General features: G+C 47.5%; 22 protein-coding genes, 1 pseudogene and 1 other annotated feature. Of the genes and pseudogenes, 20 read left to right on the forward strand and 3 right to left on the reverse strand.

Features of this window, described 5'->3' with window-relative positions; genetic code table 11:
* Positions 1 to 234, reverse strand: a pseudogene (locus BpJC4_RS03155) (hypothetical protein); the annotation flags it as partial.
* 166 nt (positions 235 to 400) lie between these two features.
* On the opposite strand from BpJC4_RS03155, the gene BpJC4_RS03160 reads away from it, so the two are divergent.
* From BpJC4_RS03160 to yihA, 7 genes are all read left to right on the forward strand, one after another.
* Positions 401 to 847: a YndM family protein gene (locus BpJC4_RS03160; protein WP_151679241.1), complete on the forward strand. Its 447-nt coding sequence runs from the start codon at positions 401 to 403 to the stop codon at positions 845 to 847.
* A gap of 158 nt (positions 848 to 1,005) precedes the next feature.
* Positions 1,006 to 1,998, forward strand: a complete 993-nt coding sequence (locus BpJC4_RS03165) for a tetratricopeptide repeat protein (protein WP_151697515.1) — start codon at positions 1,006 to 1,008, stop codon at positions 1,996 to 1,998.
* A gap of 162 nt (positions 1,999 to 2,160) precedes the next feature.
* Positions 2,161 to 3,447 (forward strand): trigger factor, encoded by a 1,287-nt coding sequence (gene tig / locus BpJC4_RS03170; protein ID WP_151697516.1) that lies wholly within the window; start codon positions 2,161 to 2,163, stop codon positions 3,445 to 3,447.
* Positions 3,448 to 3,759: 312 nt separating this feature from the next.
* Positions 3,760 to 5,028: an ATP-dependent protease ATP-binding subunit ClpX gene (clpX, locus tag BpJC4_RS03175; protein ID WP_151679244.1), complete on the forward strand. Its 1,269-nt coding sequence runs from the start codon at positions 3,760 to 3,762 to the stop codon at positions 5,026 to 5,028.
* A 343-nt stretch (positions 5,029 to 5,371) separates the two neighbouring features.
* Positions 5,372 to 7,009, forward strand: a complete 1,638-nt coding sequence (lonB, locus tag BpJC4_RS03180) for an ATP-dependent protease LonB (RefSeq protein ID WP_151679245.1) — start codon at positions 5,372 to 5,374, stop codon at positions 7,007 to 7,009.
* Positions 7,010 to 7,050: 41 nt separating this feature from the next.
* Complete coding sequence (lon, locus tag BpJC4_RS03185; RefSeq protein ID WP_151679246.1) at positions 7,051 to 9,375, forward strand: endopeptidase La; 2,325 nt, start codon at positions 7,051 to 7,053, stop codon at positions 9,373 to 9,375.
* On the forward strand, positions 9,372 to 9,965 hold the full coding sequence (gene yihA, locus BpJC4_RS03190) for a ribosome biogenesis GTP-binding protein YihA/YsxC (protein WP_151679247.1): 594 nt from the start codon (positions 9,372 to 9,374) through the stop codon (positions 9,963 to 9,965). The genes lon and yihA overlap by 4 nt, the downstream gene beginning before the upstream one ends.
* 67 nt (positions 9,966 to 10,032) lie before the next feature.
* On the opposite strand, the gene BpJC4_RS03195 is transcribed toward yihA, so the two are convergent.
* Complete coding sequence (locus BpJC4_RS03195) at positions 10,033 to 10,527, reverse strand: LiaI-LiaF-like domain-containing protein (protein ID WP_151679248.1); 495 nt, start codon at positions 10,525 to 10,527, stop codon at positions 10,033 to 10,035.
* 192 nt (positions 10,528 to 10,719) lie between these two features.
* Here BpJC4_RS03195 and hemA point away from each other — a divergent pair, with 192 nt between their 5' ends.
* From hemA to ysxE, 8 genes are all read left to right on the forward strand, one after another.
* The gene (gene hemA / locus BpJC4_RS03200; RefSeq protein ID WP_151697517.1) at positions 10,720 to 12,051 is read left to right on the forward strand and encodes a glutamyl-tRNA reductase; all 1,332 of its coding nucleotides are present in this window, start codon (positions 10,720 to 10,722) and stop codon (positions 12,049 to 12,051) included.
* A 15-nt stretch (positions 12,052 to 12,066) separates the two neighbouring features.
* Complete coding sequence (locus tag BpJC4_RS03205) at positions 12,067 to 12,894, forward strand: cytochrome c biogenesis protein (protein ID WP_151697518.1); 828 nt, start codon at positions 12,067 to 12,069, stop codon at positions 12,892 to 12,894.
* 13 nt (positions 12,895 to 12,907) lie between these two features.
* Positions 12,908 to 13,840 carry a hydroxymethylbilane synthase gene (gene hemC / locus BpJC4_RS03210; RefSeq protein WP_151679251.1) on the forward strand — a complete coding sequence of 311 codons (933 nt, stop codon included), beginning with the start codon at positions 12,908 to 12,910 and terminating at the stop codon, positions 13,838 to 13,840.
* Positions 13,837 to 14,619 carry a uroporphyrinogen-III synthase gene (locus tag BpJC4_RS03215; protein ID WP_151679252.1) on the forward strand — a complete coding sequence of 261 codons (783 nt, stop codon included), beginning with the start codon at positions 13,837 to 13,839 and terminating at the stop codon, positions 14,617 to 14,619. The genes hemC and BpJC4_RS03215 overlap by 4 nt, the downstream gene beginning before the upstream one ends.
* A gap of 11 nt (positions 14,620 to 14,630) precedes the next feature.
* Positions 14,631 to 15,608, forward strand: coding sequence for a porphobilinogen synthase (gene hemB, locus BpJC4_RS03220; RefSeq protein ID WP_151679253.1), 978 nt, complete (start codon positions 14,631 to 14,633; stop codon positions 15,606 to 15,608).
* A 23-nt stretch (positions 15,609 to 15,631) separates the two neighbouring features.
* The gene (hemL, locus tag BpJC4_RS03225) at positions 15,632 to 16,921 is read left to right on the forward strand and encodes a glutamate-1-semialdehyde 2,1-aminomutase (RefSeq protein ID WP_151697519.1); all 1,290 of its coding nucleotides are present in this window, start codon (positions 15,632 to 15,634) and stop codon (positions 16,919 to 16,921) included.
* A 140-nt stretch (positions 16,922 to 17,061) separates the two neighbouring features.
* A complete protein-coding gene (locus BpJC4_RS03230) occupies positions 17,062 to 18,411 on the forward strand; it encodes a LysM peptidoglycan-binding domain-containing protein (protein ID WP_151697520.1) in 1,350 nt (449 codons plus the stop codon).
* Between the two features lie 56 nt (positions 18,412 to 18,467).
* Positions 18,468 to 19,481, forward strand: coding sequence for a spore coat protein YsxE (gene ysxE, locus BpJC4_RS03235; RefSeq protein ID WP_253724284.1), 1,014 nt, complete (start codon positions 18,468 to 18,470; stop codon positions 19,479 to 19,481).
* A 27-nt stretch (positions 19,482 to 19,508) separates the two neighbouring features.
* Here the strand turns inward: ysxE and BpJC4_RS03240 are convergent, their stop codons facing one another.
* Positions 19,509 to 19,700, reverse strand: coding sequence for a YszA family small membrane protein (locus BpJC4_RS03240; protein WP_151679256.1), 192 nt, complete (start codon positions 19,698 to 19,700; stop codon positions 19,509 to 19,511).
* 165 nt (positions 19,701 to 19,865) lie between these two features.
* Positions 19,866 to 20,095 (forward strand) — a binding site (T-box leader).
* 122 nt (positions 20,096 to 20,217) lie between these two features.
* Between BpJC4_RS03240 and BpJC4_RS03245 the strand changes: the two genes are divergently transcribed.
* From BpJC4_RS03245 to BpJC4_RS03265, 5 genes are all read left to right on the forward strand, one after another.
* Positions 20,218 to 22,863 (forward strand): valine--tRNA ligase, encoded by a 2,646-nt coding sequence (locus BpJC4_RS03245; protein ID WP_151697521.1) that lies wholly within the window; start codon positions 20,218 to 20,220, stop codon positions 22,861 to 22,863.
* Positions 22,864 to 22,946: 83 nt separating this feature from the next.
* Positions 22,947 to 24,254, forward strand: a complete 1,308-nt coding sequence (locus tag BpJC4_RS03250; RefSeq protein WP_151679258.1) for a bifunctional folylpolyglutamate synthase/dihydrofolate synthase — start codon at positions 22,947 to 22,949, stop codon at positions 24,252 to 24,254.
* A 144-nt stretch (positions 24,255 to 24,398) separates the two neighbouring features.
* A complete protein-coding gene (locus tag BpJC4_RS03255) occupies positions 24,399 to 24,815 on the forward strand; it encodes a prepilin-type N-terminal cleavage/methylation domain-containing protein (protein WP_151679259.1) in 417 nt (138 codons plus the stop codon).
* Positions 24,812 to 25,321, forward strand: a complete 510-nt coding sequence (locus BpJC4_RS03260; protein ID WP_151679260.1) for a prepilin-type N-terminal cleavage/methylation domain-containing protein — start codon at positions 24,812 to 24,814, stop codon at positions 25,319 to 25,321. The genes BpJC4_RS03255 and BpJC4_RS03260 overlap by 4 nt, the downstream gene beginning before the upstream one ends.
* Entirely contained in the window at positions 25,321 to 26,988 is a 1,668-nt protein-coding gene (locus BpJC4_RS03265; protein WP_151679354.1) for a polymer-forming cytoskeletal protein, read from the forward strand. The genes BpJC4_RS03260 and BpJC4_RS03265 overlap by 1 nt, the downstream gene beginning before the upstream one ends.
* Positions 26,989 to 26,991 lie beyond the last annotated feature (3 nt).

Genomic DNA, 26,991 nt, shown 5'->3' on the forward strand with positions numbered 1-26,991 from the left:
AGTGCCAATCACGAATTCTGACCTTCCTTTTCCAACTCTTCCATTTCTTTGTGTGTGCAGGAAGCCGTTTGCTATCCATTCTGATCTACAAGTGGAATCAAGCTGTGTCAGCCCTTTTTCTTTCGGAACTTTATCCGCATCGACACTTTCAATTTGGTCTATCTTTGTGCTGTTTTTCATGTTTGTATCTTCAAGTGTTTCAGCATCTCTTATTGCATTTTGTTTTAAGTTCATTGCCAGTACTGTTTCCCCGGCAGAAAGCAGGGTTCCTGAAATGAGATTTATCGTCGATTTTTTCATCTTTGATATAGAGAAATAACTGCAATTCCCCTCCTATGTTTCAATATCTCCAAATTTGGACACACTAACATTAAAACTGCCCATACAAGGGAGGATTTATATGCGGAATGCGATTGTTTTGCTGGCAAAGTTTATTACATGTATTGTCGCCTTTGCTGTGGCGCTCGATTTGTTTTTCGACGCGACCATAACGGATATTCTTTCGTTCAGTCTGCTAGTAACGATTGTCTCCTATGTTGTCGGCGAGTTGATGCTTTTGCCGCGCATAGGCAATTGGAAAGCCGTTGCCGTAGATTTTTTGCTTGTTTATGCAAGCGTCTGGATTTTTGGCAATGTTGTGCTGGACAATTATATGCAGATTGCCTGGGGAAGCATCATTGCCGCCTTCATCATTTTAGTCGCGGAAATTTTTGTGCACCGTTATCTTCTGAACGATGCGGAAAGCAGGGGGAGAAAAGGCGTGCATGCGAATAGGCAAAGCTTTGCATACGGTACGGAAATGGCAGAAGAAGACAATATCCACGATCTCAATCCTAAAAAGAAATAAGCTAAAGCCGGAAACGGAAGCAGAATTTCTTTGCTTTCTGTGACCGGCTTTTTTCGTATTGGAGAATGGGCCCGAAAGATAAGATCGCGCGCAAAGCCTTTGCAAAAAAAAAGGTTCATGCTACACTATTGACGATAATAAAAAAGGCGGAATGGACAATGAAAAACGAAAAAAGCAATGTGGTGCCGTTTCCCCGGCTGAAAGAGCGCCTGCTTGAACGTGGGCTGGAATCCATCAGCCAAAAAGAGTATAAAGAGGCTGCTGCGCTGCTTCGCCAGGCCCGAACCCTTGACCGGGAAGATGCGGATGTCGGAACCGCCTTGATGATCGCCCTTTACCAATCAGGTGATTATGAAGGGGCAAAAGAACAGGGCAGGCAAATGCTGCACGAAGGGATCGGCAATTATTTTGAAGTCATGGATTTATTCCTGATGATTCTTGTGCAGCTCGGCGAACATGAAGAAACTGTACGTACGATCAGCGCCCTCCTTGAAGAAAAAGAGGCGCCTCTTGAGAAGCTGGACCATTATGAAAAGCTGCTGGCGTTTAGCGAAAAGCGGGTGCAGTTGCCCAAACCGGAACTTGATCCGGACCAAAAGGGGCAAAAACTCTTTGAATCGGATGATCTGCAGGAGCAGATTTTGCGGGTGTCCCGGCTTGTACATGAAAACATCCGCCCGTATATTGGGGAAATCCGCGGTTTTATCCGGAATCCGGACGAGCATCCGTTTATCCAGACGCTTCTCATTAACGTGTTAAAAGAACAGGGCATATCCGATACTTTTGAAATTCAAAAACTCAACCGGCACGATACGGTGAATCCCGCAGAACTTCTGCCGATATTTGAAACGCAGCTGTACAATCTTTTAATCACCCGCCTTTCAAGGGATGTCGAACAAAAAAATCCGACGTTGTATGCCCATATTAAGACAATGGTGGACCGGCATTTCTTTTTGCTGTATCCGTTTGAACCCGAGCCGCTTGATACGGGCCTATGGACGGCGGCTTACTACAGTATGGGCCTAAAGATTTACGGGCAGGATGAATGCAACGAAAAAATTGCCATGTATTACTCGGTTAATCCCGAAGAGCTTGCGGATGCCGTCCGCTATCTTGAAAGCCTCGAAGAAATTTCTTTGCCGAATCTGTAGCTCATTATTGAAAGACAAAAAACCTATGTTATAATTAAATGGTTGTATACTGTCTTTTTTCAAACGGAAGTTGGAAAAAAGCAATAGATCAGGAAACCTTTTACATGGCCTGTCTATTTATTATGTTTACATTATTATTTATAGATTGTTGGAGGGAAAGGTATGTCAGTAAAATGGGAAAAAACTGAAAGGAACCAGGGCATCCTTACAGTTGAAGTAGACGCTGCAGCTGTTGATGAAAGCCTGGACAAAGCCTTCAAAAAAATTGTAAAAAGAATCAATGTACCGGGTTTCCGTAAAGGGAAAGTGCCGCGTGCCATTTTTGAAAAACGTTTCGGCGTAGAATCCCTTTATCAGGACGCACTTGATATGCTTGTGCCAGCAGAATATGCAAAAGCTGTCGACGAAACGGGCATTGAACCGGTTGACACACCAAGCATTGACATCGAACAAATGGAAAAAGGAAAATCTCTCATTTTCAAAGCTACCGTTACTGTCAAACCGGAAGTGAAACTCGGCGAATATAAAGGCTTGGAAGTGGAAAAACCGGATACGGAAGTAACAGATGAAGACGTGGAAAACGAACTGAAAAAAATGCAGGAACGCCTTGCTGAACTTGTTGTCAAAGAAGACGGCGAATTGGAAATGGGCGATACGGTTGTCATCGACTTTGAAGGCTTTGTTGATGGCGAAGCATTTGAAGGCGGCTCTGCCGAAAATTATTCGCTTGAGCTCGGTTCCGGCAGCTTTATCCCTGGCTTTGAAGAGCAGTTGGTCGGCGCAAAGACAGGAGATGAAAAAGAAATCAATGTTACATTCCCTGAAGAATACCATGCGGCCGAACTTGCCGGGAAACCTGCAACTTTCAAAGTAAAAGTCCATGAAATTAAGGCAAAACACCTGCCTGAACTGAATGACGAGTTCGCGCAGGATGCCGACGATGAAGTGGAAACTTTGGATGCATTGAAAGAAAAGATCAAAAAAGACCTGAAGGAATCGAAAGAACATGCGGCGAAACATGCGGTGGAAGACGCGGTTGTAGAAAAAGCCGCCGAAAATGCGGAAATGGATATTCCTGAGGCAATGATCGAAACTGAAGTAAACCGTATGCTGCAGGAGTTTGAACAAAACTTGGCTGCACAGGGTTTGAATTTACAGCTTTATTACCAATTCTCCGGTCAGGACGAAGCAGCGCTGCGCGGGCAGATGAAAGAAGATGCCGAAAAACGAGTGCGCTACAATTTAACACTTGAAGCAATCGCCAATGCGGAAAACCTCGAGGCGTCCGACGAAGAAGTGGAAGAAGAATTGAAACGCATGTCCGAAATGTACGGCATGTCCGTTGAAGACATCAAACGCGCCCTTGGTTCTGTGGAAGGCATCAAAGCCGATCTGAAAGCGCGCAAAGCGATCGATTTTCTTGTACAAAACAGCAAAACTGTTGCATAATATAATATAGAAATGCAAGGCACGACGCAGGTTCGTGTCTTGTTTTCTAAACTTTGGGCAGGTCGCAGCCAAAAATCATACATAGAGAAGAATATTCATCAGGTTTTGGGGAAAATCTGGAGTAGGTAGGATTTTTACATAAGTATGAAAATGAGATAAGCAGTTTATTTCCTGCCGTCATGGTTTTGTGTTACAATCCTTATACATATTGATTGTGTGGGGTTAGCGTTATGGTGAGCGGGAGCATGAAGCGGAGCCCGTTATTCCGCGGGTGCTGTCAATTCATTTAGTTAAAACTAAGGGGTGAATGGAATGTTTAAATTCAGCGATGAAAAGCAGCAGTTAAAATGTTCTTTCTGTGGGAAATCGCAGGACCAAGTGCGCAAATTAGTCGCTGGTCCTGGCGTCTATATATGTGATGAGTGCATCGAGCTGTGCACGGAAATTGTCGAAGAGGAATTTGGTACGGAAGAAGAAGTTGAGTTCAAAGACATACCGAAACCGCAAGAAATCCGCGAAATTTTGGCGGAGTATGTCATCGGCCAGGAAGATGCGAAAAAAGCACTTGCCGTTGCCGTTTACAACCATTACAAACGGATCAATTCCAACAGTAAGATTGATGAAGTGGAACTGGCAAAAAGCAATATCTGCCTAATAGGGCCGACCGGAAGCGGAAAAACATTGCTTGCGCAAACGCTGGCACGGATTTTGAATGTCCCGTTTGCGATCGCTGATGCCACATCATTGACGGAAGCCGGCTATGTCGGGGAAGATGTGGAAAATATCTTGTTGAAACTGATCCAAGCAGCCGATTATGATGTGGAAAAAGCTGAGAAGGGCATTATCTACATTGATGAAATCGATAAAATCGCCCGCAAATCGGAAAATCCGTCGATTACGCGTGATGTTTCCGGTGAAGGCGTGCAGCAGGCGCTGCTCAAAATTCTTGAAGGCACTGTGGCAAGCGTGCCGCCTCAAGGAGGGCGCAAACACCCGCACCAGGAATTTATCCAAATTGATACAACCAATATCCTTTTCATTTGCGGCGGTGCGTTTGACGGAATCGACCAAATCATTAAACGCCGCCTTGGGAAAAAAGTAATCGGCTTCGGCACCGACTTGGAGCATGATGACTTGGATGAAAAAACGCTTTTGAAACACGTGCTGCCGGAAGACCTGCTCCAATTCGGGCTGATTCCGGAGTTTATCGGCCGCCTTCCTGTCATTGCAACTTTGGAACAATTGGACGAAGAAGCGTTGATCCGGATTTTGACCGAGCCGAAAAACGCATTGGTCAAGCAGTATAAAAAAATGCTCGAACTCGACCATGTGGAACTCGAGTTTGAACAGGATGCGCTCAAAGAAATCGCAAAAAAGGCAATCGAAAGGAAAACGGGCGCGCGCGGCCTGCGTTCCATTATCGAAGGCATCATGCTCGATGTGATGTTTGACCTGCCGTCCCGCGAAGATATTGTAAAATGCGTTGTCACAAAAGAATCCGTCTTAAATAAAGAGTTCCCGAGACTCATCATGAAAGACGGCACCGTGGTTGAAGGCAGCGACCAAACAAAGTCGGCTTAAATCCGAAAAGCGGAGACGGTGCTTGTTGGCGCACGGACTTTGAGGACCCCGAACGGGATAAAGGAAACACGATGAGCGGATGCCGCTTATCGGGGAAGAGGCCAAAAAGTTCGCTGGCAGATTGGACGCCCAGCTGGACAAGCTGGATAGCGTAGATGCAATGGACATTCGGCCAAATTCGAATTTTAAAAATGGGGGCAGCAATTTGCTTGCCTCTTTTTTTCTTCCTGTAAGTTCCCGATTTTTCAAAGCCACGTTTATTCCCTCCAGAGGCCGGGGATACTACAAGTATGGAAAATGGGCCGAATGACGGCTTTCGGCTGAAACGCTTGGAGGAAACAGGATGAGTTGGACCGGGATTGCTTTGCTGATCCAATTATTTTTTGGGGTGATTATCGGGTTATATTTTTTGAACTTGTTAAAAGGCCAAAAGACACAAAAAATTACAATTGACCGTGAGTCTAAAAAAGAGATGGAACAATTGCGGAAGTTAAGGGGAATTTCCCTGTCGGAGCCGCTGTCTGAACGCGTGCGCCCGACGCAGTTCAGCGATATTGTGGGCCAGGAAGACGGTATAAAAGCGCTTCGGGCTGCGCTTTGCGGGCCGAATCCGCAACATGTCATCATCTACGGGCCGCCCGGCGTCGGAAAAACGGCGGCAGCGCGTCTCGTTTTGGAAGAAGCGAAAAAAAACCCGAAATCCCCTTTTAAAAAAGATTCTGTTTTTGTCGAACTCGACGCGACAACGGCCCGCTTTGACGAAAGGGGAATTGCGGACCCGTTAATCGGTTCCGTCCATGACCCGATTTATCAGGGGGCTGGCGCCATGGGCCAGGCAGGCATCCCGCAGCCGAAACAGGGGGCGGTCACCCATGCGCATGGTGGTGTTTTATTTATTGATGAAATCGGGGAATTGCACCCGATCCAAATGAATAAATTATTGAAAGTATTGGAAGACAGGAAAGTTTATCTGGAAAGCGCGTATTACAGCTCTGAAAACCGTGATATTCCAAACCATATCCATGATATTTTCCAAAACGGGCTTCCTGCTGATTTCCGCCTGATCGGGGCAACGACAAGAACACCGAACGAAATCCCGCCTGCTATCCGTTCGCGCTGCATGGAAGTGTTTTTCCGCGAACTTGGCCGGGATGAAATCGCTCAAGTTGCCAAAAAAGCAGCCGATAAAATGAATATATCCATCAGCGAGTACGGCTTGGACATATTATCTCAATATGCCCGGAACGGAAGAGAAGCCGTCAACATGGTGCAAATTGCCGTCGGGCTTTCCATCCAGGCGGAACGGGACTTTATTCTGGACGAAGATTTGGAATGGGTGATCCGCTCCAGCCAGTTGTCGCCCCGCTATGAAAAAACGGTAGCCGACAAGCCGACAGTCGGGCTCGTAAACGGGCTGGCAGTGTCCGGGCCGAACACCGGCATGCTTTTGGAGATTGAAGTGGCGGCGATTCCGGCAAAGGAAAAAGGGACCATTAACATTACCGGGATTGTGGAAGAAGAAAGCATCGGCGGCGAGGGGAAGTCTGTACGCAGAAAAAGCATGGCAAGAGGTTCGGTTGAAAATGTTATTACCGTATTAAGGATGATGGGCGTTCCGGCCGACCAGTATGATATCCATGTCAATTTTCCGGGCGGCATTCCGGTTGACGGCCCTTCCGCCGGGATCGCGATGGCTTGCGGCATTTATTCCGCTATTTATAAAATTCCTGCCGACCATACAGTTGCCATGACGGGGGAAATCAGTATCCACGGCCATGTCAAACCGGTTGACGGCATTTTTGCGAAAGTGAAAGCGGCAAAACAGGCCGGGGCCAAAACCGTGATCATCCCTGCCGAAAACATGCAGGCATCCTTAAAGGAAATTGGCGGGATTTCCGTTGTTCCCGTTCATCAACTGGAAGAAGTACTGGGTATCGCGCTTATCAAACATTTTAATGACAACGCTCTGATAGGGGGATAAAAGGACCGGCCCCCCTGCAGAAAAAAGATAGGGGTGCTTTTATGAAAACACAATCCGAATACACGGTTCCTTTGCTTCCTTTAAGGGGCATACTGGTGTATCCGTCGATGGTTTTGCATTTGGACGTCGGAAGGGACTACTCTGTCCAGGCTCTCGAAAAAGCCATGATGAACAGCAGTGAAATTTTCATGACGACCCAAAAAGATGTTTCCATCGAAGAACCGAAGCAGGAAGACCTGTATCAAGTCGGAACGCTTACAAAAGTAAACCAAATGATGAAACTGCAGAACGGGACGATCCGTGTGCTTGTCGAAGGCATGCGACGCGCGAAGATTGTAAAGTTCCAAGATACCGGAACCTATTATTCCGTCTTTATTGAGACGTTTGATAAAAATTTTGAGCCTGACGCGGAAACGGAAGCGCTCATGCGGACGATGCTCGATCTTTTCAGCCAATATATTAACCAATCGAAAAAAATTTCGAACGAGACGTTCGCAACTGTTTCGGATATGGAAGATGGGGGCAAGGCCGCCGATATCATCGCTTCCCACCTGCCGCTCCGCCTCCCGCAAAAACAGGAAATTCTTGAAACCATTGATGTAAAACAAAGAATGCGGAAATTGATCGAGCTGATTAAAAATGAGCAGGAAATTCTGAGCCTTGAAAGAGCGATCAGCAAGCAGGTAAAAAAATCAATGGAAAGAACACAAAAAGAATATTACTTGCGCGAACAAATGAAAGCCATCCAAAAAGAACTGGGCGATAAGGAAGGTAAAACGGCGGAAGTGCATGAACTGCGCGAGAAAATATTAAATGCCAATATGCCCGAGCATGTGGCAAATATGGCTTTTAAAGAACTGGATCGTTACGAAAAAATATCGGCAACTTCTTCTGAAAGCGGAGTGATCCGCAATTATCTGGATTGGCTTATTTCCCTGCCATGGTCGAATGCCACGGTCGATGACCTTGATATAGCCAAGGCCGAGAAAATTTTGAATGAAGACCATTACGGCCTCGAAAAAGTGAAGGAACGCGTTTTGGAATATTTGGCGGTGCAGCAGATCACCCAGTCTATGAAAGGGCCGATCCTTTGTCTTGCAGGGCCTCCGGGGGTCGGGAAAACAAGCCTTGCGCGGTCGATTGCGAAGTCTTTAGGCCGGAAATTTGTCCGTGTTTCGCTCGGCGGCGTGAAGGATGAGTCGGAAATCCGCGGCCACCGCAGGACATATGTTGGCGCGATGCCGGGGCGGATGATCCAGGGGATGAAAAAAGCCGGCACCATCAATCCGGTTTTTTTGCTGGATGAAATCGATAAAATGTCCAGCGACTTCCGCGGCGACCCGTCGTCAGCATTGCTGGAGGTGCTCGACCCGGAGCAGAACCATTCATTCAGCGACCATTATATTGAAGAACCATATGATTTATCCAAAGTAATGTTTATCGCCACTGCCAATGATTTATCTACGATCCCGGGGCCGTTGCGCGACCGGATGGAAATCATTTCAATTTCGGGCTATACGGAAATGGAAAAAATCGAAATCGCGAAAAACCATCTGCTGCCGAAACAAATTAAGGAAAACGGCCTGAACCGCAACCAGTTGCGTGTAAATGCGGATGCGCTCCAGCTGATTGTGCGCCGCTATACACGCGAGGCGGGGGTCCGCAGTCTTGAACGGAAACTTGCGGCAATATGCAGGAAAACGGCGAAAATGATCGTGTCCGGCAAAAGAAAACGGGTGACGGTCACGGCCAAAAATTTGGAAGACTTCCTCGGCAAACCGATTTTCCATTATGGGCAGGCGGAAATGGAAGACCAGATCGGTGTGGCAACCGGGCTTGCGTACACAGCGGCTGGCGGGGATACGCTGCAGATCGAAGTTTCGCTTTCCCCGGGGAAAGGAAAGCTTATGCTGACCGGAAAACTCGGGGATGTCATGAAAGAATCGGCCCAGACTGCCTTCAGCTTTGTGCGTTCAAAAGCGGAGGAGCTCGGGCTTCCGGACGATTTCCATGAAAAATACGATATCCATATTCATGTCCCGGAAGGCGCAGTGCCGAAGGACGGGCCATCAGCCGGCATTACGATCGCGACAGCGCTGATTTCTGCGCTCACGAAACATGCCGTCCATAAAGAAGTCGGGATGACCGGGGAAATTACGCTGCGCGGACGGGTTTTGCCGATCGGCGGCCTGAAAGAAAAATCGCTCGGCGCGCACAGGGCGGGGCTGAAAAAAATTATTATCCCGAAAGAAAACGAAAAAGATTTGGATGACATTCCGGAAAGCGTGCGCGGGGAATTGGCGTTTTATCCCGTCACGCATATGGATGAAGTGATCAAAATCGCCATAGTGGGTGAGGAACAATGAAAGTAAACGAGGCAGAACTTGTCATCAGCGCGGTGCGGCAGGAACAGTATCCGGATGGACATTTGCCGGAATTCGCGCTTGCGGGCCGGTCAAATGTGGGAAAATCTTCTTTTATCAATAAAATGATCAACCGTAAAGCATTGGCCCGCACATCTTCAAAGCCGGGGAAGACGCAGACGCTCAATTTTTATAAAATCGAAAACAGCTTATATTTTGTTGATGTTCCGGGTTATGGATTTGCTAAAGTTTCGAAAAAAGAGCGGGAAAAATGGGGAAATATGATCGAAACGTATATCACGACAAGAAAGCAGCTCAAAGCGGTCATTTTAATTGTCGACCTCAGGCATCCCCCGACGAAAGCCGACCGCATGATGTACGATTTTTTAAAATATTACAAGGTGCCTTGCCTTGTTGTTGCGACGAAAGCCGATAAAATCCCGAAAGGAAAATGGGCAAGCCACTTAAAAACGGCCAGGGAAACATTGGAAATGGAAAAAGAGGACGAAATCATTTTATTTTCATCCGAAACAGGGGAAGGCAAAGACAAAGTCTGGGCTTCCTTAATGAAAAGAATGGACCGGCCCGAATAAAAGCCCGGCTCCGGATTTTTCCGGGCCGGGCTTTTTACACCATCCGCTGCATATATTTTTGTATAGGCTAGCGCCTGCCTCTTTTTTTCACAAACAAAAGGTAAATGCCGATCACAACAAGCACGGCGGGCCAAAAATTAACAAGCGAGGAAACATTGTTTTCCACTAGCCCGAACCAGCCCATCACTTTATTGGAAAACAACAGCACGATGGAAAGGGTAAGAAACAGCAGCCCGTAAAAAATGCCGTCGCCGGTTTTTTGGGAGCGCAGCAAAAAGCCGAGGGCGATTACCAAAATAAAGACGCCGATATTGTCCGGCCAGATGGAGATTTTTCCGGCCAGATGGAATTGGAGGCCGAACCCGACCAAAATGACGCCCGGCAAAATCGATTCGCCGTCACGGCCCCAGTACCCTTCGCCCAAAAAGGCAAGCCCGACAATGATCAGCAAAGTCGGCCATGTAAAAAAATCTTTCAATCCGCTAATATCAAAGCGTTGCAAATAAAAATACAAACCAAATCCGATCAAAATAATGGCGGGAAAAATTTTACGGCTCTTCAATGGACCACACTTCTTTCCTTAAATCTAGTTGCTTGATATCAAGGCTTATTTCTGATAATTTTACAAGTGGGCAGACGTTTTTCCTATGTAAAAAGGGAAAAAATCGTGTTTATCTTTTCTAATGATACCATAGACCGAACGTGAATCCTATGCATTTCGCTAGAATGAAATTGGGGGTGCCTAAGGGTAGAAATGAGAATACTTACAGTCGGCTTAAATTATAAATCAGCGCCTGTAGAAATCCGCGAACGCCTCTCTTTCTATGAAGCGGATCTGGCGGAGGCCATGCTCGCGCTGCAGAAGAAGAAAAGCATCTTGGAAAATGTCATCGTTTCAACCTGCAACCGTACGGAAATATACGCAGTAGCAGACCAGGCGCATACCGGCCGTTATTATATAAAAGATTTTCTTTCACAATGGTTCCAAATAGAAAAAGAAGAATTTGCACCTTATTTGTTTGTTTACGAAGACAATGAAGCCATCGAACATTTGTGCAAAGTGATCTGCGGGCTTGATTCGATGGTGCTCGGCGAAACGCAGATCCTCGGGCAGGTAAGGGACAGCTTTCTACTTGCTCAGCAGTCGAAAACAACGGGGACGATCTTTAACCGTTTATTTAAAGATGCGGTAACACTTGCAAAAAAAGCGCACACCGAAACCGAAATTGCTTCCAATGCCGTTTCGGTGAGCTATGCGGCTGTGGAGCTCGCAAAAAAAATTTTTGGCAGCATGTCCGATAAGCAGGTTTTGATCATCGGCGCAGGAAAAATGGGTGAACTTGCCGCTGAAAACATCCTTGGGAGCGGCGCAACCAATATTACGGTTATCAACCGCACGTACGAAAAAGCGGAAAAACTTGCCCAACGTTTCCACGGCAAAGCGTTTGGATTGTCCGCCCTCGATACGGAGCTTGTCTCTGCTGATATAGTCATTACGTCCACTTCGGCAAAAGATTATGTTCTTACCGCAGAAATGCTGAGAAGTGCGGAAATGAAACGGAACGGCCGCCCGCTCCTTTTGGTTGATATTGCCGTGCCGCGCGATATTGACCCGCAGGCAGGCCGGCTTGAATCGGTCTTTCTGTACGACATCGACGATTTGGAAGGCATTGTCGAGGAGAACTTAAAAGAACGGGAAAAAGCCGCCCGGCAGATTATGGGCATGATCTCAGATACTGTTGTAGCCTTTAATGAATGGGTGAATATGCTGGGTGTCGTGCCAATTATAACAGCGCTCCGCGAAAAAGCGCTCACCATCCAGGCGGAAACGATGAAAAGCATTGAACGGAAACTGCCGGATTTATCGGAGCGCGAACGGAAGTTGATCAGCAAACATACGAAGAGCATCATTAACCAAATGCTGAAAGACCCGATCCTGCAGGCGAAAGAAATGGCGGGTGGGCCTGATGCGGCACGGAACCTCGAACTGTTCAAAAAAATCTTTAACCTGGAAGAAAAGGAAACAGCGGATGCTTCGCCCGAAAAACCAATGCAGCAAGCTTTCCGCCCTTCCTTTTCTAATTAACCGGAGCAGCCTGCAATGTATGCCGTTTGGATGGCAAGGCTGCATGAAGGTATGATTCTGCTCTATGCAGCCAGCATTTTATTATATTTTTTGGATTTTCTCCATCAAAACCGGAAGGCCAATCACATCGCCTTCCGCTTCCTTTCGATTGTCTGGGCACTGCAAACCGTCTTTTTATGGTTGTACGTGGCCCACACCGGCCGGTTTCCGGTGTTGACATTGTCGGAAGGGCTTTATTTTTATGCATGGGTGCTGTTATCACTGTCACTGGCCTTGAACCGCCTGCTTCGCATCGATTTTACAGTATTTTTTACGAACGTGATCGGATTTTTTGTCATGACGGTCCATGCCTTTGCTCCTGAACAGGTGGCGTCGGGCACGGGGGAGAGGATGGTGTCGGAGCTTTTGTTGATGCATATTACGATGGCCATTATCTCCTATGTGCTTTTTTCCTTATCTTTTGTTTTTTCCGTGTTGTATTTATTACAATATAAGTGGCTGAAAGAAAAAAAGTGGGGGCACCGTTTATGGCGGCTGCAGGATCTTCCGAAACTGGAGAAACTGGCGAAAATGATGAATGCAATCGCGGTGCCGATGCTTTTGCTCGGGCTAATATTAGGGCTGCAATGGGCTTATTTAAAACTCCCGGGCATCCATTGGTTTGATCCGAAAATTGTCGGTTCATTTGCCGTACTGATCGTTTACAGTATTCTTTTGTACGCCGGGGAAAGCCGCCGCATTTTCGGGAAAAAGCTCGCTTACTGGAATACTGCGGCTTTTTTGGTCGTATTGATTAACTTTTTCCTCATCACGGGATTATCGGATTTTCATTTGTATTTTTAGGAGGCATCGCTGGATGAGAACAATTGTGGTAGGGTCACGCCGGAGTAAGCTTGCCCTGACGCAGACAAAATGGGTGGTGGCGCAGCTTGAGCGGCTCGGGCTCCCTTTCCGCTTCGAAATCAGAGAAATCGTGACAAAAGGCGATAAAGTGCTTGATGTCACGCTATCGAAAGTCGGTGGAAAGGGCCTTTTTGTCAAAGAAATTGAAGAAGCCATGCTGAAAAAAGAAATTGATATGGCTGTACATAGCATGAAAGATGTGCCGGCTGTGCTGCCGGACGGGCTTGTGGTCGGCTGTATACCGGAGCGCGAAGATTACCGGGACGCTTTTGTTTCAAAAAATGGTGTAAAATTTGCTGATCTGCCCAAAGGTGCGAAAGTGGGGACAAGCAGCCTGCGCCGCGGCGCCCAGCTGCTTGCTGCAAGAAACGACATTGAAATCAAATGGATCCGCGGCAACATCGACACAAGGCTTGAAAAATTAAAAAACGGAGATTATGATGCGATTATTCTTGCCGCAGCAGGCTTAAAACGGATGGGCTGGAGCAGTGATGTTGTCACTGAATTCCTTGAGCCGGAAACTTGCCTGCCTGCAATCGGGCAGGGGGCTTTGGCGGTGGAGTGCCGCGCCGATGACAAAGAGCTGCTTGATGCGCTGGCAAAATTGAACAGCGAAGAGACGGAAGAAACGGTTCGGGCCGAGCGTGTATTCCTTGATAAGATGGAAGGCGGATGCCAAGTGCCGATTGCGGGGCTGGCCAAGAAAACGGAAGGCGGCATTTCCCTTACTGCACTTGTTGCGTCCCCTGACGGAAAAACAGTTTACAAAGAGACTGTCACGGCCGGCGACCCGGTTACAGCCGGGGAGCAGGCGGCGGAAATTTTAAGCAGGCGGGGTGCAAAGGCATTAATTGAGCGTGTGAAAACGGAGCTTGAAGAATCATGAACACGAACGGCCCTTTGAGCGGAAAAAGGATTCTCATTACAAGGGGCGGAAAAGAAGGCGAAAGGCTGGCTGCACAAATTGAAGCGCTCGGGGGAAAAGCCTTTGTCGTCCCGATGATCGCTTTCCGCGCTTACGAAGACCCGAATGCGCACGAATATTTAAAGAAGCTGCCGGAATACGACTGGGCGGTGTTTACGAGCAAAAACGGCGTCCAATACTTTTTGGAGCAATGCAGCAAATCCGGCATTTCATGTGACCGCCTGTACATAAACTGGGCGGCTGTCGGGAAAAAGACAGCCGCTTATATGGACAAATGCGGATTGAAAGCATCTTTTACACCTTCAAAGTATACTGCGAAAGACTTTGCTGCCGCGTTTTTAAGCAGCGGGCATTCCTTAAAGCGCGTGCTGCTCCCAAAAGGAAATTTGGCAAGTTCCGAAATTGCAGATTCGCTCAAGAAAAGCGGTATAATAGTAGATGAATGGATCGTTTACGAGACTTATCTGCCGCCGGAAAGCAGGGAGAAGCTTCTTGAGGTGCTGAAGTGGGAAAATATTGATTTTGCGCTTTTTGCAAGCCCGTCCGCTTTCCGCCATTTTAAAGCGGTGATTGATGCTTCAGGCATTGACCACGCTGCCCAAAGGATCAAAATGGCTGCGATCGGGCCCGTGACGAAAAGCGCGGTCGAAGAAGCTGGTTTTACGGTGCAGGTCAGCCCGGATGAATATACGATGCCGGCGATGCTTTCTGCATTATGCCAATATGTTACGAGAGTTTAGGAGGAAAAAACATGTCAGATTTACAATTTGCACGCCACCGGAGGCTTCGCCAAAGTGCAAATATGCGGGCAATGGTGCGCGAAACAAATATTACGGTAAATGATTTGATTTATCCGATTTTTGCGGTGGAAGGCGAAAATATTAAAAATGAAATTTCATCGATGCCGGGCGCGTACCATTGGTCATTGGACCGCCTGCACGAAGTCATGGATGAAGTCGTGTCCCTCGGCATTAAGTCCGTTATTTTGTTCGGTGTTCCGGCTCATAAAGATGCTACCGGTTCGGAAGCTTACCATGACCACGGGATCGTCCAGGAAGCCATCCGTTTGATTAAGAAAAATTATCCGGATATCATTGTCATCGCAGATACATGTCTGTGCGAATACACTGACCACGGCCACTGCGGGGTCGTCGAAGGCGGAAAAATTTTAAACGATCCGAGCCTTGACCTCTTGGCAAAAACGGCGGTCAGCCAGGCAAAAGCCGGAGCCGATATCATCGCGCCGTCCAATATGATGGACGGGTTTGTCGCCGCGATCCGAAAAGGCCTGGATGAAGCAGGATATGAAGATGTGCCGATCATGAGCTATGCAGTCAAATATGCTTCCGCCTTTTACGGGCCGTTCCGTGAAGCTGCAGACAGCGCGCCTGCATTCGGGGACCGGAAAACGTACCAGATGGACCCGGCCAACCGCCTCGAAGCATTGCGCGAAGCCCAGTCCGATGTGGAAGAAGGCGCAGATTTCCTGATCGTGAAGCCGACCCTCTCCTATCTGGACATTGTCCGCGATGTCCGCAATGAATTCCGCCTGCCGGTCGTCGGGTATAATGTCAGCGGGGAATATTCCATGGTGAAAGGCGCCGCGCTGAACGGATGGATTGACGAAAAAGCGGTCGTCCTGGAAATGATCACAAGCATGAAACGTGCCGGCTGCGATCTCATTATTACTTATTTTGCATTGGACATTGCCCGCTGGCTGGCGGAATAAGCCGAATGATTGGAGGTTAAAGCATGCGCTCTTATGAAAAATCAATCGAAGCATATAAAGAAGCGGTCACAATGATGCCGGGCGGGGTCAATAGCCCTGTGCGCGCATTTAAAGCGGTTGGCATGAACCCGATTTTTATGGACTATGGCAAAGGCTCGAAAATTTACGATATTGACGGAAACGAATATATCGATTACGTTTTGTCGTGGGGGCCGCTCATCCTTGGCCATGCAAATGACCGGGTTGTGGATGCATTGAAAAAAACGGCTGAAAAAGGGACGAGTTTCGGTACGCCAACCCTGATGGAAAATAAGCTGGCAGCGCTTGTGAAGGAACGCGTGCCGTCTATTGAAATCGTCCGCATGGTGTCATCCGGTACGGAAGCGACGATGAGTGCGCTGCGTCTGGCAAGGGGATATACGGGGCGCAATAAAATTTTAAAATTCGAGGGCAGTTACCACGGCCACGGCGACTCGCTTTTGATCAAAGCGGGATCGGGTGTTGCGACATTGGGTCTGCCGGACAGCCCGGGCGTCCCGCTCGGCATCGCGCAAAATACGATTGCGGTCGCCTATAACGACCTGGAAGCTGTTCGGGCGGCATTCGAACAATACGGCGAAGACATCGCATGCGTCATTGTCGAGCCGGTTGCCGGCAATATGGGCGTTGTTCCGCCGAAAAAGGGCTTTTTGAAAGGTCTGCGTGAAGTAACAAAGGAATACGGCGCCCTTTTGATTTTTGATGAAGTGATGACCGGCTTCCGTGTGGATTACAACTGCGCGCAAGGGTATTTTGATGTCACGCCAGATTTGACATGCCTTGGAAAAGTCATCGGCGGCGGTCTCCCGGTCGGTGCGTTCGGCGGCAGGGCGGACATTATGGAAAAAATCGCCCCGACAGGTCCTGTTTACCAGGCTGGAACGCTTTCCGGGAACCCGCTTGCGATGACGGCGGGCTATGAAACATTGCGGCAATTGACGCCTGAAACCTATAAGGAATTCATCCGCAAGGCGGACCGGCTTGAAGCGGGTTTCCATGAGGCTGCATTGAAATATGAAATTCCGCATACATTCAATCGTGCAGGTTCCATGATCGGCGTCTTTTTTACAAATGAAGAAGTGTATAACTTTGAAACGGCAAGAACATCCGATCTTGATTTGTTTGCGAAATATTACCGCGGCATGGCAGAAAACGGCGTCTTTTTGCCGCCTTCCCAGTTTGAAGGGATCTTCCTTTCCGCGGCGCATTCGGATGAAGACATCGACCGCACTATTGAAGCGGTGGAAAAAACATTTAAGGCGATCCGCGGGTAGATCTCCGTTTCCAGAAACCGGCAAATCCAAAGTATTGGATTTGCCGGTTTTTTTACAATCATAATTTTCCTTTTTCTTTCATACAGTGTAAATGACATATTGCAAGACGGTTATGGAGGAATCGAAGGGAGGAGCCCAATTTGCCGCAAAATCAATCTTCGATACGATTTTCTTTAGAAGAATTGATTTGGTTTAAAAAAGGACAGGAAGTTGAAGAACTTTTATCGATATCATTGGATCCCCATATTACCATCCAGGAACGCGACCAGTTCGTCGTCATCAAAGGCAATCTGCATTTGTCGGGGGAGTATATCGGCAGCGGGAAAGAAGAGGGGGAAGATGTCCTATTCCGAAAATATGTGCAGACGGTGCAATACCGGGAAGAGGACGGGGTATTCGAATTTTACCAGTCGTTTCCGGTGGACATCACGGTCCCGATTGCAAGAATCGCCAGTTTAGATGTGCTTGATGTGAATATTGAGGGATTTGATTACCAATTTCACGGGACGGATTGTTTGAAAATTAATGCAGATTTGGCAATTGAAGGCATCCTTGAACGAGAAGAGGAAGATGAAGAGGAAACCGCTTCTTATCCTGCCCGTACTGAAGAGGGATTTGCTGATGGATTTGCAGAAAAAGAGGAGGATGTCTTCGCGCAGCCGGAATGGCAGTATTGGCAGGAAGAAGAGGAAAAGGAGAAAGAAAGTGAAATAACTTTTAAGCGTGAACCGGAAAACTTGCAGGAAGAAGAAAGCGCAGAAAGTTATGAAGTAGTCCCCGTAGAAGAGGCATCGGAAAGGGAGGAAGCAGAGGAAGACGGCGCCGCCGAATCGGATCTTTATGAACCTTTTATGATAGAGGCGCATATGGATTCGGAAGAAGAAACCGCCCCCGTTGTCCAGCAAGAGCCCGTTTTAAAGGAACTGAATTTGCTTGATCCGGTAGAGCTGCCGGAGAAAGAAGAAGTGGCAACGGGCCGGGAAGAACAGGAACTTGTACTAAGCCAGGCGGAATCGGCAGGGGAAGAACCGGCCCGGGAAGAATTATCTTCGTCTTCAGCTGAAACGGCAGAGGAAGAACTGATCCGGGGAGAATCATCTTCGTCTTCAACAGAATCGGAATCAGAAGAGGCAGCGCACTCAATGGAACCGGCAGCGGAAGAATCGTCTTCATCCGCCATTGAGCATGCGGAAGCAGAGGAAGAAGAATCGGAAGAAAAGGAGGAAGTGGCCAAAAAGAAAAAGAAGAAGAAATCAAAATACGAATCGATTTCACTCACCGACTTTTTCGCGCGCAAAGCGGAGGAAAAGCCGGCCAAGTTAAAAGTATGCATTGTGCAGAACGGAGAAACGCTGGATCAGCTTGCTCAAAAATATAATATCAATGTACAGCAAATTTTGCGGATGAACCATTTGGATATTAACCAGGATGTGTATGAAGGGCAGGTGTTATACGTTCCCGCCAATGCCCGTCCCGAAAAGAAAAACTAAAGCGGACTCCGGGGTTCTTCCAATTGCGGGGCAGAACGCTTCCGCTGTTTAAGAAGGTGAGATTGTTGGCTGACCTTTCGCAGCAGGATATGAAAAATATCATGCAGCTGTATGGGCTGAAGGCGAATTTCATGGAGCGGTACGGAAAAGCTTATAAAATTTATGCCGACCAGGGCGTTTTTGCCTTGAAAAAGATTCCTCCTCAAACCGGGATGGCGTTCATCCGCCATATCCAGTTCCTGTACCAGCGGGGGTACAACCGGATTATCCCGGTTTATCCGGCTTTGGACGGCCGCTATGGCGTGCTGTACAACGGAACGCTCTTTTATTTGATGCCGTGGCTCCCCAATGAAGAAAAGGAAGAACGCGGCGAAAAGCATAAAAAAATGTTCCGGGAATTGGCGCGCCTGCACGGCTTATCCGTTAAGGAAGTGGAAATTTCAAAAGACACGCGCCGAAAACATTATGAGGAAACGCTTGCTCGCTGGGAACAGCAGCAGGATTTTTTGGAGGAATTTCTGGAACGGTGTGAGGAACAAACCTATATGTCCCCGTTTGCATTGCTGTACTGCACGTTCTATAAAGAAATCAGCCAGGCGCTCAAATTTTCGGTACGGCAGCTGGAAGAATGGTATGACCAAACGAAAGAAGCGGCAAAGGCAAGGACGGTTACTGTACACGGGAAAATATCAACGGAGCATTTCCTTTACGACGAACGCGGTTTGGGCTATTTCGCCAACTTTGAACAGGCCGAAACGGCGGCGCCTTTTTATGATTTGCTCCCTTTTTTGTCGCGGACGCTCCATGCTTATCCGAAACGTTTTGACGAATGCGTCGAATGGGTAAAGACGTATTTCAGCTATTTTCCGCTGCGCGAAGACGAGAAATGTTTATTTTTCAGCTACCTTGCCCATCCCGCGCCGATCATCCAAATTGTCGAATCTTATTTTGCGGACGGGGCAAACCGCCATGAAGCAAAAACTGTCGCGAAACTGCAGGAAAAGTACTGGCTTTTGAAAAATACGGAATATGTCGTCATGCAGCTATCACAGGGGGCTGCCCCCGCTTAAAACTGTATCCAAAAGCGGGGCCGGCCATTAAAACCATTCATACTGAAAACCGAGATAAATGAGAATAAAAATGGCGAGGAGAAGGACATCAAACGTGGTCGGGAAAATGATTGTGCGGATGGCCTGGAAGACGGCAAACGGAAGAATCAGCTGTTTGCAGGCGTTTATGGCATTCCGTCCCCACGAGCGGAAAGTATATTTATTAAAATTCTTTTTCATCGGCTCACCACCTATCCTTCGATTATGGATAATGTATGAAAAACCGGCCGGATAGGTGAATACATATGAATCCTTGCCAACATGAATATTTTCCCTGAAATTGGGCAATTATATTGACGATTTCCAAAAAAATCGATACTATTAAATAAAGCCAATTTCTAAAACGGAAATACAAGGAATGGGAAGAGTATAACCGCGTTTCCATTTAGAGAGGGAAATCATTTGCTGAAAGATTTCCTATGTGCAAACCGGTTAGAAGGTCGCCCAAGAGTAGCTTTTGTGAACTTTGAGTAGCAAAAGCCGGCGAAGTGCCGTTATCGACCCCGAGTGCCGGGCGAATTTTTTTGCCCGTGAAAAAAGGTGGTACCGCGAAACTAGCTCCCTTCGTCCTTTTACGGCGAAGGGAGTTTTTGCTTTTCAGGGGGCTTATGCGGCCGCCGCAAAATGTCCGGGCTGCATGATGGGCGTGTGGGATGAATAAAGTCTTCCCTAACCAGACAAGAAAGGAATGATTTGAATGGGACAGCAGGAAATCAGCATGCCGACAAAATATGATCCGAAAGCTGTTGAAAAAGGACGTTATGAATGGTGGGTGAACGGGAAATTTTTTGAAGCGAAAGATGCTCCGGATAAGCAGCCGTACACAATCGTGATCCCGCCACCGAACGTGACCGGGAAACTCCATTTGGGCCACGCCTGGGACACGACTTTACAGGATATATTAACGAGAATGAAACGGATGCAGGGCTATGATGTGCTCTGGCTGCCGGGCATGGACCACGCCGGGATTGCCACGCAGGCGAAAGTTGAAGCGAAACTGCGCAGTGAAGGCAAGTCCCGATACGATCTTGGACGCGAAAAATTCGTGGAAGAAACGTGGAAATGGAAAGAAGAATACGCTGCTTTTATCCGCAAACAGTGGGCAAAGCTCGGCCTAGGCCTTGACTACTCGCGTGAACGATTCACCCTGGATGAAGGCTTATCCAAAGCTGTTAAGGAAGTGTTCGTTTCGCTTTACAAAAAAGGCTTGATTTACCGCGGCGAATACATTATCAACTGGGATCCGGAAACGAAAACGGCGTTATCCGATATTGAAGTGGTTTACAAAGATGTACCGGGCGCTTTTTACCATTTCGCTTACCCGTTAAGCGACGGTTCCGGCACTATTGAGATTGCGACAACACGGCCGGAAACGATGCTCGGCGATACTGCGGTGGCGGTTCACCCGAAAGATGAACGTTACCAGCATTTGATAGGCAAAACGATTACTCTGCCGATTGTCGGGCGCAAAATCCCGATCATTGCCGATGAATATGTCGATATGGAATTCGGGACCGGCGCGGTAAAAATTACGCCTGCCCATGACCCGAACGATTTCGAAGTCGGCAACCGCCATCATCTGCCGCGCATTCTTATCATGAACGAAGACGGCACGATGAACGAAAATGCCGGGAAATACGAAGGCATGGACCGTTTCGAATGCCGTAAACAGATTGTCCGGGATTTAAAAGAACTCGGCGTATTGGTTAAAATCGAAGACCATATGCATTCGGTCGGCCATTCCGAGCGGAGCGGCGCGGTAGTCGAACCGTATTTATCGACGCAATGGTTTGTCAAAATGCAGCCGCTCGCCGAAGCTGCCATTAAACTGCAGCAGTCGGAAGGCAAAGTGCATTTTGTGCCGGAACGATTCGAAAAAACATATTTGCACTGGATGGAAAATATCCGCGACTGGTGTATTTCGCGCCAGCTTTGGTGGGGTCACCGGATTCCGGCCTGGTACCATAAAGAAACCGGCGAAGTTTACGTAGATGTGGAACCACCGAAAGACATCGAAAACTGGGAACAGGATCCGGATGTTTTGGACACATGGTTCAGTTCCGCGCTCTGGCCGTTCTCGACGATGGGCTGGCCGGTTAAAAATGCGAAAGACTATCAGCGCTATTATCCGACGGACGCGCTTGTTACCGGCTATGACATCATTTTCTTCTGGGTATCGAGGATGATTTTCCAAGGGCTAGAATTCACCGGGAAACGCCCGTTCAAAGACGTGCTCATCCACGGACTCGTGCGCGACGAGCAGGGCCGGAAAATGAGCAAGTCGCTTGGCAACGGTGTTGACCCGATGGATGTCATCGACCAATACGGTGCTGACTCTTTGCGATACTTCCTTGCAACAGGCAGCTCCCCGGGGCAGGATTTGCGTTTCAGCTATGAAAAAGTCGAATCGGTTTGGAATTTTGCCAATAAAATTTGGAATGCATCCCGTTTTGCACTCATGAACATGAACGGGCTGAAATTTGAGGAAATTGATCTGTCTGGCGAAAAATCGGTGGCCGACAAATGGATTTTAACAAGGCTGAATGAAACGATCGAAACGGTTACGAAGCTTGCTGATAAATATGAATTTGGCGAAGTCGGAAGGGTGCTTTACAACTTCATTTGGGACGATTTCTGCGACTGGTACATTGAAATGGCGAAACTGCCGCTGTACGGCAATGAGGAAGCGGCGAAAAAAACGACTCGCTCAATCCTCGCTTATGTGCTTGACAATACGATGCGGCTCTTGCATCCGTTCATGCCGTTTATTACCGAGGAAATTTGGCAAAACCTGCCGCATGAAGGGGAATCGATCACAACGGCGGCCTGGCCGACCGTCAACGAAGCGCTAAGTGATCCGGAAGCGAGTGAGGAAATGAAGCTGCTTGTTGAAATCATCCGTTCGGTACGGAACATCCGTGCGGAAGTGAACACGCCGCTAAGCAAAAAAATCAAGCTGCATTTGAAAGCGAAAGATGAAAAAGTGCTGGCGGCGTTGGAACGGAATGAAGCGTACATTACCCGCTTCTGCAACCCGGATGAGCTGAAAATGGGGCTTGACCTTGAAGCGCCGGATAAAGCGATGACTGCGGTAGTTTCGGGGGTAGAACTGTTCCTGCCGCTTGAAGGCCTGATCAACTTTGAGGAAGAAATGGCACGGCTCAAAAAAGAGCTGGAGAAATGGAACAAAGAAGTCGAACGTGTGCAGAAAAAACTCAGCAATGAAGGATTCTTGAAAAAAGCGCCGGAAAAAATCATTGCTGAAGAAAGGGCAAAAGAAAAAGATTATCTCGAAAAACGGAGCGTTGTGGAAGCACGCATCAAAGAACTGCAAAACCAATAATGCCAGCGAATCAGGAAGGGCTGTTTTGAAGGCGAATCTCATCGTGGATTCGTCTTCCTTACATATCAGGAGGTTTGGACATCATGTTTGGAACATATGAAGAAGCGGTCAGCTGGATCGAATCCCGTTTGAAATTCGGAATGAAGCCGGGCCTTGAAAGGATGCAGTGGTTTATGGAACAAATGAATCACCCGGAGCGGAGAGTGAAAACCGTCCATGTCGCTGGCACGAACGGGAAAGGGTCAACGGTTACTTACCTGCGTAATATTTTGCAGCAGGCAGGCTTCAAAGTCGGGACGTTTACTTCCCCCTATATTGAACAGTTCAACGAAAGGATCAGCGTCAACGGCGCTCCGGTAGCGGATGCGGATCTCGTGCGGCTTGTCAACCATATCCGGCCGTTAACGGAGGAGCTGGAGAAAACGGAATTTGGTCCGCCGACAGAGTTTGAAGTGATTACGGCGATGTCGCTTTATTATTTTGCCGACATCCATCCGGTTGATATTGTGATATACGAAGTCGGGCTCGGCGGTAGGTTCGATTCGACAAATGTGATCACGCCGCTTGCCAGCCTGATTACAAATATCGGCCATGACCATATGAATGTACTCGGCAATACGATAGCAGAAATCGCATATGAAAAAGCTGGCATCATCAAGCCGGGGGTTCCGGTTGCCACAACAGCCGTGCTGCCGGAAGCACTGAAGGTGATTGAAGAAAAAGCGGAAAAAGAAGGGGCATCGCTGTTCCGAGCCGGGCAGGATTTCTCTTTTGCTTATACAGGTGGCGATGCGTCCGGCGAACATTTCAATTTTACTTCCCCGTACGGCTCGTACAAACACTTATCGATTTCGATGAAAGGGCGCCATCAAGTTTACAATGCGTCGCTTGCGGTGATGGGGGCCGAACTGTTAAAGCACGCCCATCAGTTCGCAATCGGGCAGTGTGATTTGGAAAAAGGATTAATGGAAAGCAAGTGGATCGGCCGTTTTGAGCAGCTGCTTTCCGATCCAATCGTGATCGTTGACGGCGCGCACAACCCGGAAGGCATTGACAGCTTAATTGAAACGATGGAAACACATTTGCGTGGGAAAAAAATCCGGATTATTTTTTCAGCGCTCGGCGATAAAGATCTGGAGCACATGATCCCGAAGCTTGACCATAAAGCCGACCAAATTTTATTTACAACTTTTGATTTTCCAAGGGCGATTCCGGCAAAAGCATTATATAATATAAGCCATCACCGGAATAAAACGTGTATGGAAGATTGGAAAGAGGCGATCTCGGGCACAATGGCGGAAATATGCGGCACGGATGAAGCTTTGGTCATTACCGGATCCTTGTATTTTATTTCACAGGTACGGAAATATATTCTTGAATATTACGCTTGAGCGTCCAGACAGCGGGAAGCGGGCAGGGCTAAATGGTTCTGTCCTGCTTTTTTGTTCTTTTTAGTGAATACTTTCTTTTGACTTTTTGGTAAAATGAGAATCATAGAGGCAGATTTTAGGACTTTTTACTTATCGGAGGTTGCCATGAAAACATCCCTTTTCCGAAATAAGCTTGGATTTACGCTTGTTGAAGTGCTGGCTTCCATCACGATCCTCGGCATCATTGGCATTACCGTCGGCTCGGTGCTGGCCAATAATGCAGGCATTACAAAAAAAGCCGGCGATTCATTGTCCGCCCTTCAAATTGCAAACGGTATGCTAAGAGCTTACCAGAAAAAAGATTTCACTGAAGTCCAGCAGCTTGAAGGTACTAGGCAGGCCGACATCCAGTCTGTTTTAGGATTGGATACCAGCGACGGGATTTCCCAGTATAACGCGTATGTGACCGTTTCGGAACCAACGGACTCCAGATTATCCGGGCGCCTGCTGCTTGTCAAAGTGAAGGTGGAAACGGACGGGAACCCCCGGCCGGTTGAAGTGGAAGGGTATGTGAAAAAATGAGGTTTCGGAGTGAAAAAGGGTTTACTTTAGTTGAACTATTGGCAGCCGTTACGATTTCCTTTTTGATCATTGGCGTTATTTATGCCGTATTTCAATCGGTCATTGCCCAGTCCAAAAATGATATGGCCCGCAAAAATTTCGTAAAAGAACAAACGGCCATTTTGCAGTCTATGAACAGGGCGATGGAAAATGTGGATTCCTTGGAGCCGGAGGACGAAAACGATGACGGGACATTCACGAGCTTTAATGCAGTTGACATTGAGACGGATGTAGGGGATAACGGGTCTTATCACGAAAATCAAACAAGCACATTGATTGCTGTTTCGGATGGCAATTTGTCGATTGGGGGAACAATTGCCAACAGCGACGGGATCTCCCTTACCGGAACAACTTTTTCAATTGCAAACGGCAGCCTGAAATGCAATTTTGTCATCAAAGATACGCAAAATAATTTGGAGAAAAAAATGTATGTGTCTTATAAACTGGGCGGGGAGGGAAACCAGTGATGAAAGTTTTAAAAGATGAAAAAGGCTACACGCTTGTGACCGTGCTGCTCATTTCGGCAGTTGTCGCCATCATCATCATTTCACTCTTTTCTGCTTCTATCGGCACATACAAAACCGTAAAAGTATCCGAATCCGGCACGCAGGATAGGTTAAAAGCCGAAATGGTTGCAGATGAAGCCACTGCGCTCATTGAAAACGAGGTGGACAGCATCAACAACACGATCGCAAGTGGCAATGTGCTGCCAAGCCAGCTGCTGGGCATGCTGCAAACGAAGCTTGCCGCCATTGCCGAGGAGAAAAAAAACGAGTGCTCGATCGATTATAAAACGTTGAAAGATGGAACTGGCGAAGACGGAATTGTCATGGAAAAGATCACGATTACCGTTCCGGCCGGCGATTCCGGAAAAGTTTTGACAAAAGTCATGACGCTTTCAACTGTATCGGAAGTGTTCCAATATACTGCGGTGACGCCGTCCAATATGTATTTGTACGGGGCATCTTATATCATTGGGGACGTAAATGTCGGCGGGAATATGTATGTTTCCGATTATGGGAATTACATTGAAGGGAACACGAAATATGTTCAAACATATTATCCGGCAATCAACGGGACATTAACCGTTAAAGGAAATTATTACGAAGCGGACCAGAGGCCGTCGAGCCCCCAGACGAGCTCTCCCGTAAATCAGAATTACAATTGGAAGGCATTTGATGTTTCCAACATCAATAAGTATTTTTCTGTTGCGCCAACACTAAAAAACCGTAATTTAACGGTCGATAAAATAGATGTAGCGGGAATCATCACAAGCAAGGCGCTGTCATGGCCAAGCGGTGTGAAAATAAATTCAAACAGCCCCTATTCCTCAGACAGCAGCGGCAATGGTTATGCCTATGATTTAACGGTTGGCCAGAACAGCAACCCAACCGTAAACGGTAATTTATATATACGCGACGACTTAACGGTAGGGCAAAACGGCAGCCTAACCGTAAACGGAAATTTATATGTATATGATGACTTGACGGTAAAAGGAAGTTTAACGGTCAAAGGCAATATATATGTAGGCGGCAGCGCAGATTTAAACGGGACGCTGTCGGTAACTGGAGCAGACAAGTATATTTATGTAGCCGGAAGTGCAACATTGAGTGATGTTTCCGCACTGAATTTAAACGGGGTGATGTACGTTAACGGTTCTGTTGCGAGTTCCGGGGATATCAACACGAACGGCAGCATTTATGTGCGCGGCGATGCCGATGTCAGGAATTTTTCAAACAGCGCAGGCACACTCATATTGCTTTGCGGCGGAAATATTGAACTGGCCAATAATAACCTGTACCAGGATAACCCGAAAGAAATTGATGCTTATCTTTATTCAAACAGCGACTTGTTTATTTACGGTATCGGCTCGAATCTGAAAATCAACGGTGGCATTTACGGGGACACCATCAGCTTGAGCGCTTCTAGAGGAACAACGAAACAAGTGCCGGTATATTTGCTGGGTTTTATCTTTGTCGGTTACGAACTGGATTTTCAAAATCCTCAGCCTACCGATCCGGCAAAGTCAAGATTAACAGTCGTCTTCAAAAAAGACCTGATTTTAAATCCTCCGAAAGGTATTCCGACAGTTGATAAAATGACATTGAAAGAAATCGACACTTCTTATAAATGAACA

Origin of the sequence: Weizmannia acidilactici (assembly GCF_008974185.1) — a bacterium.
GTDB lineage: Bacteria > Bacillota > Bacilli > Bacillales > Bacillaceae_C > Weizmannia > Weizmannia acidilactici.

Excerpts from the sequence above, each read along its gene's own strand:
- BpJC4_RS03160 (WP_151679241.1), top strand. The coding sequence starts at position 401 with ATGCGGAATGCGATTGTTTTGCTGGCAAAGTTTATTACATGTATTGTC.
- BpJC4_RS03165 (WP_151697515.1), top strand. The coding sequence starts at position 1,006 with ATGAAAAACGAAAAAAGCAATGTGGTGCCGTTTCCCCGGCTGAAAGAG.
- tig (WP_151697516.1), top strand. The coding sequence starts at position 2,161 with ATGTCAGTAAAATGGGAAAAAACTGAAAGGAACCAGGGCATCCTTACA.
- clpX (WP_151679244.1), top strand. The coding sequence starts at position 3,760 with ATGTTTAAATTCAGCGATGAAAAGCAGCAGTTAAAATGTTCTTTCTGT.
- lonB (WP_151679245.1), top strand. The coding sequence starts at position 5,372 with ATGAGTTGGACCGGGATTGCTTTGCTGATCCAATTATTTTTTGGGGTG.
- lon (WP_151679246.1), top strand. The coding sequence starts at position 7,051 with ATGAAAACACAATCCGAATACACGGTTCCTTTGCTTCCTTTAAGGGGC.
- yihA (WP_151679247.1), top strand. The coding sequence starts at position 9,372 with ATGAAAGTAAACGAGGCAGAACTTGTCATCAGCGCGGTGCGGCAGGAA.
- hemA (WP_151697517.1), top strand. The coding sequence starts at position 10,720 with ATGAGAATACTTACAGTCGGCTTAAATTATAAATCAGCGCCTGTAGAA.
- BpJC4_RS03205 (WP_151697518.1), top strand. The coding sequence starts at position 12,067 with ATGTATGCCGTTTGGATGGCAAGGCTGCATGAAGGTATGATTCTGCTC.
- hemC (WP_151679251.1), top strand. The coding sequence starts at position 12,908 with ATGAGAACAATTGTGGTAGGGTCACGCCGGAGTAAGCTTGCCCTGACG.
- BpJC4_RS03215 (WP_151679252.1), top strand. The coding sequence starts at position 13,837 with ATGAACACGAACGGCCCTTTGAGCGGAAAAAGGATTCTCATTACAAGG.
- hemB (WP_151679253.1), top strand. The coding sequence starts at position 14,631 with ATGTCAGATTTACAATTTGCACGCCACCGGAGGCTTCGCCAAAGTGCA.
- hemL (WP_151697519.1), top strand. The coding sequence starts at position 15,632 with ATGCGCTCTTATGAAAAATCAATCGAAGCATATAAAGAAGCGGTCACA.
- BpJC4_RS03240 (WP_151679256.1), bottom strand. The coding sequence starts at position 19,700 with ATGAAAAAGAATTTTAATAAATATACTTTCCGCTCGTGGGGACGGAAT.
- BpJC4_RS03245 (WP_151697521.1), top strand. The coding sequence starts at position 20,218 with ATGGGACAGCAGGAAATCAGCATGCCGACAAAATATGATCCGAAAGCT.
- BpJC4_RS03250 (WP_151679258.1), top strand. The coding sequence starts at position 22,947 with ATGTTTGGAACATATGAAGAAGCGGTCAGCTGGATCGAATCCCGTTTG.
- BpJC4_RS03255 (WP_151679259.1), top strand. The coding sequence starts at position 24,399 with ATGAAAACATCCCTTTTCCGAAATAAGCTTGGATTTACGCTTGTTGAA.
- BpJC4_RS03260 (WP_151679260.1), top strand. The coding sequence starts at position 24,812 with ATGAGGTTTCGGAGTGAAAAAGGGTTTACTTTAGTTGAACTATTGGCA.
- BpJC4_RS03265 (WP_151679354.1), top strand. The coding sequence starts at position 25,321 with ATGAAAGTTTTAAAAGATGAAAAAGGCTACACGCTTGTGACCGTGCTG.